The organism is Dyella sp. (assembly GCF_035277725.1).
Classification (GTDB): Bacteria; Pseudomonadota; Gammaproteobacteria; order Xanthomonadales; family Rhodanobacteraceae; genus Dyella_B.
This window is the reverse complement of record NZ_DATEJY010000250.1, coordinates 53,696-59,695: the sequence shown is the minus strand read 5'-3', so window position 1 is coordinate 59,695 and position 6,000 is coordinate 53,696. Positions and strand designations below refer to the sequence as shown.

General features: G+C 58.8%; 6 protein-coding genes. 2 read left to right on the top strand and 4 right to left on the bottom strand.

Going from position 1 to position 6,000, the window contains the following annotated elements:
* A partial coding sequence (locus tag VJR68_RS20500; protein WP_324150631.1) for an acyltransferase family protein occupies nt 1-892 on the bottom strand: 892 nt, incomplete at its 3' end.
* A 334-nt stretch (nt 893-1,226) separates the two neighbouring features.
* Between VJR68_RS20500 and VJR68_RS20495 the strand changes: the two genes are divergently transcribed.
* On the top strand, nt 1,227-2,102 hold the full coding sequence (locus VJR68_RS20495) for a LytTR family DNA-binding domain-containing protein (RefSeq protein ID WP_324150630.1): 876 nt from the start codon (nt 1,227-1,229) through the stop codon (nt 2,100-2,102).
* Between the two features lie 534 nt (nt 2,103-2,636).
* Here VJR68_RS20495 and VJR68_RS20490 read toward each other — a convergent pair.
* The gene (locus tag VJR68_RS20490; RefSeq protein WP_324150628.1) at nt 2,637-3,128 is read right to left on the bottom strand and encodes a hypothetical protein; all 492 of its coding nucleotides are present in this window, start codon (nt 3,126-3,128) and stop codon (nt 2,637-2,639) included.
* Nucleotides 3,129-3,247: 119 nt separating this feature from the next.
* Here VJR68_RS20490 and VJR68_RS20485 point away from each other — a divergent pair, with 119 nt between their 5' ends.
* Nucleotides 3,248-3,631, top strand: coding sequence for a hypothetical protein (locus tag VJR68_RS20485; protein WP_324150627.1), 384 nt, complete (start codon nt 3,248-3,250; stop codon nt 3,629-3,631).
* Nucleotides 3,632-3,692: 61 nt separating this feature from the next.
* On the opposite strand, the gene VJR68_RS20480 is transcribed toward VJR68_RS20485, so the two are convergent.
* Both VJR68_RS20480 and VJR68_RS20475 read right to left on the bottom strand, forming a co-directional pair.
* Nucleotides 3,693-4,061, bottom strand: coding sequence for a response regulator (locus VJR68_RS20480; protein WP_324150626.1), 369 nt, complete (start codon nt 4,059-4,061; stop codon nt 3,693-3,695).
* Nucleotides 4,062-4,156: 95 nt separating this feature from the next.
* Nucleotides 4,157-5,986, bottom strand: a complete 1,830-nt coding sequence (locus tag VJR68_RS20475) for a CHASE3 domain-containing protein (RefSeq protein ID WP_324150625.1) — start codon at nt 5,984-5,986, stop codon at nt 4,157-4,159.
* Between the last annotated feature and the right edge of the window lie 14 nt (nt 5,987-6,000).

Genomic DNA, 6,000 nt, shown 5'->3' with positions numbered 1-6,000 from the left:
CCCAGCCGAGCACCGCGCAGATGGCCGTCCACAAGTACGCATAACGCATCGCATGCACTACCCACCACACCGCTGCCGGTGCCGAATCGGGCAGCAGGCGAATGCCAGCGAGATAAACCGCAAAGCAGGCTAATGCGGACGGCAGCGAGACGCGACGCAGCCGCGCCAGTTCCGACCATAGGCCGGCATCAGTACCCAGCAGATAGCCATACAAGAACATGCTGAAGTAGAGCGCATGCGTATACCAATCACCCCAGAGCGCACCGGTGAACGGATAGCGATCGGCCAGCAGGCGATCCCACACGAACAACGGGATGGCAGGCAGTAGCAGTAACGCCCGGCCGCGCAGTCGCAGCGCGGTGGCGCGCAGGTGCTGGCCGGCTGGCGATTCCAGCAGCGGCAGCAGCATCATCAGCAGCATGGTGTAGACCCACAGGTAGGGCAGGTACCACAGGTGGTTCCAGGTGAAGCCGTACTGCCAGCCGGTGAAGGCGCCTGCCGGCCATGGGCCGCCGGTCCAATAGCGCAACAGGAAGTGGCCGAAGCCGGGTTGCACCAGGTGGGTGGACAGGCCCTGCACGTAGGGCTGGATGGGGATCACCACCAGCATGCCGAACACCAGCGGCAGTAGCAGGCGCACGGTGCGCTTCCAGGCCATGCCCGGCAGGCTGGCGCGGCGGCGCATAAAGTTCACCGCCAGCCCCGAGATCAGAAACAACAGCTCCATCCGCCAGCGGTTGAGAAACAGCATGGGGTCTTGCAGCCAGGTGGCGGTGTGGCTGCTCTTCAAGTGGAAGTCCCAGCCGTCCACGTACAGCATGGCGGCGTGGTAGAGAATCAACAGGCCGAAGGCGAGAACGCGCAAGGCGTCGATGTCGTAGCGCCGGTTCATGGCGTGGCTCCGTGGCGGAAAAGTAGAGCCAGCTTCGGCACGCTGGCGCGGCGTGTCGTGTCTCAAGTGATTGTTTGCAGGACGGTTGTGACGAACGGTGGCGGGCGGGGACGAATGGGGTGGCGTTGTGCCTAGGAGCCTGTCGGACTTGAGTCGGCCGGGCTGCAAAACCGCCTGCGCGGTCCATATTTCCGTCGATTCTTGCCCCATAGAACCACTATGGGTCTGCGAATCGCCGAAAATCTGTCCTCACGCAGTCGAATTTGACCAGCTCCGCTGTTGTAAAGCGCCTCGCCTCGACCACTCAAGTCCGACAGGCTCCTAGAATCCGCCTATGCAAACGTCCCGCGGCTTCGACACCTACCAGCGTTGGCGGCGCCCGATCGAGGTCGGGTTCTGGATCGCGCTGCTGACCCTCAACGTCATCTTCAACAGCATCGACACGCGCATCGATCATGCCGGTCGGATCACACCGTGGGAGCCCTGGGTGTGGGAGACGAGCAGCGCGCTGCTGGTGCTGGCGCTGCTGCCGGGCGTGATCGTTGCCGAACGGCGCTGGCCGATCCGCTTTGACACCTGGATGCGCAACCTGCCGCTACAGTTTCTGCTCAGCGTGCTGTTCAGCCTGATCCACGTCAGCGGCATGATCGCCTTGCGCAAGCTGGCCTATGCCGCCATCGCCGGCTGGCATTACGACTTCGGCGGGTGGTGGATCAACTTCGGCTACGAATACCTGAAGGACGTCCGCACCTACTTCCTGATCATCGGCCTGTTGATGCTTTACCGCCTGTGGCTGCTGCGCCAGCAGGGCGAGGCCAAGCTGCTGGCCGAACCGGAAGAGGGGCTGCCGGTGGAACCGGTGGATCGGCCTGAGCGCTTCCTGGTGCGCAAGCTGGGCAAGGAATTCCTGATCAACGCCAGCGAGATCGAGTGGCTGCAGGCTGCCGGCAACTACGTGAACCTGCACGTACGCGGACGCGATTACCCACTGCGCAGCACGATGGCTGGCATCGAGGCGCGGCTGGATCCGTCGCGTTTCCTGCGCGTGCACCGCGGTTATTTCATCAACCTCGATTACCTCGCCGAGATCGAGCCGCTGGAAACCGGCGATGCGCGGTTGCGTTTGCGTGATGGCACGACGGTGCCGTGCAGCCGTCGCTATCGTGCTGCGTTGCGCGAGCGCTACGGGCAGCCGGTTACGTCGGAGTAGCGCGCCCACGTAGGCTGGGATTTAATCCCAGCATCGGGAATCCTAAAGCTGGGATTGCATCCCAGCCTACGAAAGCACGCATATGCTAGTGACCGCAGAATGGTTTCACCGGTTAAGCTCGTCACCGTTGGAATAGAGTTAAGCATTATTTTTGCGTGGCCGATCGTTGCGGGGAAGCATGACAATCGCGAAATCATGGAATTTGAATGGACGCCGGCGAATGGTCATAGCGTGTTGTGCATTGGCATACCTGGTCTTCGCCCGACCCTGGAACCAACCCAACCATTCCGTAGCCGTCGATTCTTATGCGTGTGTAGCTGCTTTCCTTGCTCTGGCGCTGATCCCTAAAGGCGTTCGATTGTGGTTGGTGGTCGGAATTGCTTTGGGTGTAGCGCTATTGACCACTATCGCGCTTCTCTCCATTAGTTAGTCAGCACGTAGCACGTAGGCTGGGATGCAATCCCAGCACAAGGCGTCCACAAAAAGCTGGGATTTCATCCCGGCCTACGAAAGCAGAATCTCGTTGATCGCTTCTTAATACGCACGATATACCCACAACTTGCGATCGAAATCGAATTGGTAGGTGTCAAAGACAATGAGAGGCGAAGCGTAGAAGAGTGAAGGCTTCCCGTCCTTGCCGTCGTAATAAAGAAAGCGGGTGCGCTTGATGGTGGGATCGAGATTCATGGCTTCTTCCGTGGGCGGGTAAACCCCATGCAAGCCGCGGTACCGCTCGGCAGCTTCAACGAATTGATTGGCAGCATCGCGGGCGGCGTTGAAGCGGTGGATATGGAGCGGTAGCGTGGCCAGAAATACGGCAGGACCCAGCCACATCAATCGCAACGATGCTTGTTCGCGCTTGGTCGGCATGCACTTCATGACGAGCTTTGCACCCAGAACAACCAGGTAGAAAGGTCCAATCAAGACCCACAAAAAGGCGCCCCCGAACTGGATCGTCAAATAAGCCAAGACAGCCCATCCCGCCAAGGCCATCAGGTCTTGTCGTTTGAGGAACTTTAAATTCACCCGCTTTCCCCTTGTGCCTTACGCGTCACCAAAAGTTGCGCGGCCCTCGATATGAAACAAGTTTGGCATGCAAAAAAGGTCATGCCAAAATGCTTGCGCATACCAACTAGGAGCAGGTGATGGGTAAGTTTCTTTTTGCAGCAAGTTTGTTATGCCTGTGTTCGTTGGCCAACGCCGAAAATGCCTCCACGAATGATTGGAGTCACGCCAAGCCAAAAATCGAGGTCCAGGTTAAGCGGATGCAGGCCAAAGACGCTTATGTGGTGACCGCGGCCATCTCAGACATCAACTCAGGAAAGATGTTGGCGCAGCCAAAGCTCATCACTCACGCAGGTACTCCTGCGCGGATCGAGGTCGGGGAGAAGGGTGCTCCTGGCGCGATCACGGTGGACGTCGAAGTGACCGTTGCTTCGTCCGGCGCAACGGCTAGCTATGCCAGCGAGATACGCGACAACGACAAAGTGGTCAGTTCGCAGTTATTGACGCTTGCGGTGTCTGACTAAACCGCGAAACGCACAAGCCATTCACGCTTTCATTGCCTGACCGCCCGTAAGGGCGGTTTCTTTATCGCCGAAGATCCGCAATCGCCTTCAACAGATCATGCACGCCGAAGGGTTTTTCCAGGCAGGGAAGATCCTGGTATGCCGCGGGAATCTGATCGCAGGCCAAGCCGGTGATCAGCAGGATGGCGGTGGGCAGTTCGCGTATCCGATCCAGCAGTGGATAGGCCGGGCCACTGGGAAGCATGACGTCCATAAGCACCACGTCGGGAACCTGTTCGCGATCGAGCCATGCGATGGCAGCGGGTGCATCGTAAACATGGCCGACAACGTCGATGCCGGAAGCGGCCAATGCATCCATCAATGTGGAAGCCACCATCGGCTGGTCTTCCACCACGAATGCCTTGAGTTGTCGGGTGGGTTCATTTTGCATGGCGATTCGAGCCGCAGTGGCGGGGTGACAATAACGAAAGCAAGGTTATCGGATGATGCAGATCATTTTCAAAGCCGGACGAAACCCGCGTTCGTCTACTCATCGTTCAAGGCGCCTCGCAACGCCTCGGCAAGTTCGCGGATGGTAAATGGCTTGGCCAAAAGACGCGTTCGGTCATGGCGCGGCTGTGCGCGATCAAGCATGTCTTGCGGGTAGCCGCTCATCAGCAAGGCGCGAAGATTTGGATAGCGCCTGGTCATTTCCTTGGCGAGCGATACCCCGCTCGGGCCGGGCATCACCACATCCGTTAGCAGAATCGATACTTCGGGATGTTCCTTCAAGACAAGCTCGGCCGCTTCGGCGCTGTCTGCTTCCAACGCGGTATAACCCAGTTCTTCCAGGGCACCTTTTGCCAGTTCGCGCACATCAGGGTTGTCTTCCACGACGAGGACAACGTGCGGCAGCGCTGCCACCGGCGTTTGATGCGGATCCAAGCGAGTACTTCCTGCCGGAGCATTAGGCAAATACAGCTTGATGGTGGTGCCCACGCCAGGCGTGCTCTCAATCTTGATATGGCCATTGGATTGAAGGATAAAGCCATGGATCTGGCTGAGCCCCAAGCCGGTGCCGCGGCCGACGGCCTTGGTCGTAAAGAAGGGCTCAAACACTCTTTGAATGACCTCCGGTGCCATGCCGTGGCCTGTATCCGAGACGGCCACCATCACGTATTCGCCGGCGGCCACGTCTTCGTGTTGATCGGCATAGTGCTCGTCGAAGTGCACATTGGCCGTTGCAATGATGAGCTGCCCATGGCCCTCCATGGCATCGCGGCTGTTGACAGCCAGGTTGAGGATGGCGCTTTCGAGCTGCGACCGGTCCACAAAGGCCGGCCAAAGTTGCTCGGCGAGCCGCAGGTCGATGGTGATGTTTTCGCCCAGCGTCCGGACAAGAATGGCCGACATTTCGTGGACGCATGCGTTGACGTCCACGGCGGTGGGTCGAAGCGCCTGCCGTCTCGAAAACGCGAGCAGCCGCTTGGTCAGGTCACTCGCTTTGCCAGCGCCCAACAGCGCGTTCTGGATGAATTTGCGGGTGTCACCGGTGCCCCTATCGAGGCGTAGTTGGGCAATTTCCAAATTGCCGACCACCACGGCAAGCATGTTGTTGAAGTCATGGGCAATGCCGCCGGTGAGTTGCCCAAGGGTTTCCATCTTTTGCACATGCCGCAGCTGCGCTTCGGTGGCCGATTGTTGGCGCATCTGCTCTTTGAGCACGGCATTCTTCAACGCAAGTTCGGTCTGTTGCCGATCGCCTTGCCGGATAACGAGCACGGTCAGGATAAACGCGACCAAAGTGGAGGCAATGATTGCCGCAAGCAACAGTTGTTGTTGCAGGCGGAACTGATGCAGGCGCATCTGTTCTTGATCGCTTTCTTCGCTATCCAATTGACGGATAAGCGTTCGAATCCGCGTCATCAAGGCCAGGCCTTGATCGTCGTTGACGATGGCCAGTGCGCTTGCCGGACCGGTGGTGTCGTAGAGCTGGATCGTATGCTCAAGCTCCGCCATTTTCTGGTCGATAACGGTATCCAGCTGGCCTACCAGCCGGAGTTGGACATTCGTATGCGCCATGATCGTTCGCAATTCCGAACGGGTCTGTTCCAGCTCCCTGCGGGCGTTGTGATAAGGGACGAGGTAGTCGGATTTCCCGGTCAACAGATAACCGCGCTGCCCGGTTTCCGCATCTTTGATTTCGCCGAAGAGCCTGTCGATGGCATGGCGAGCGCGCAGTGACTGGCTTGCCAGGTCGAAGGCGCGCGAGCTATTGGCAGATGCGATGATCGCCAACCCGCACGCGACCAGCAAAAGCAGGAAGCCGGCCAGGATTTCGATCCGGACAATCGTGTTTCTCAATCCGCCGGCCATAACTCAGCTTGATG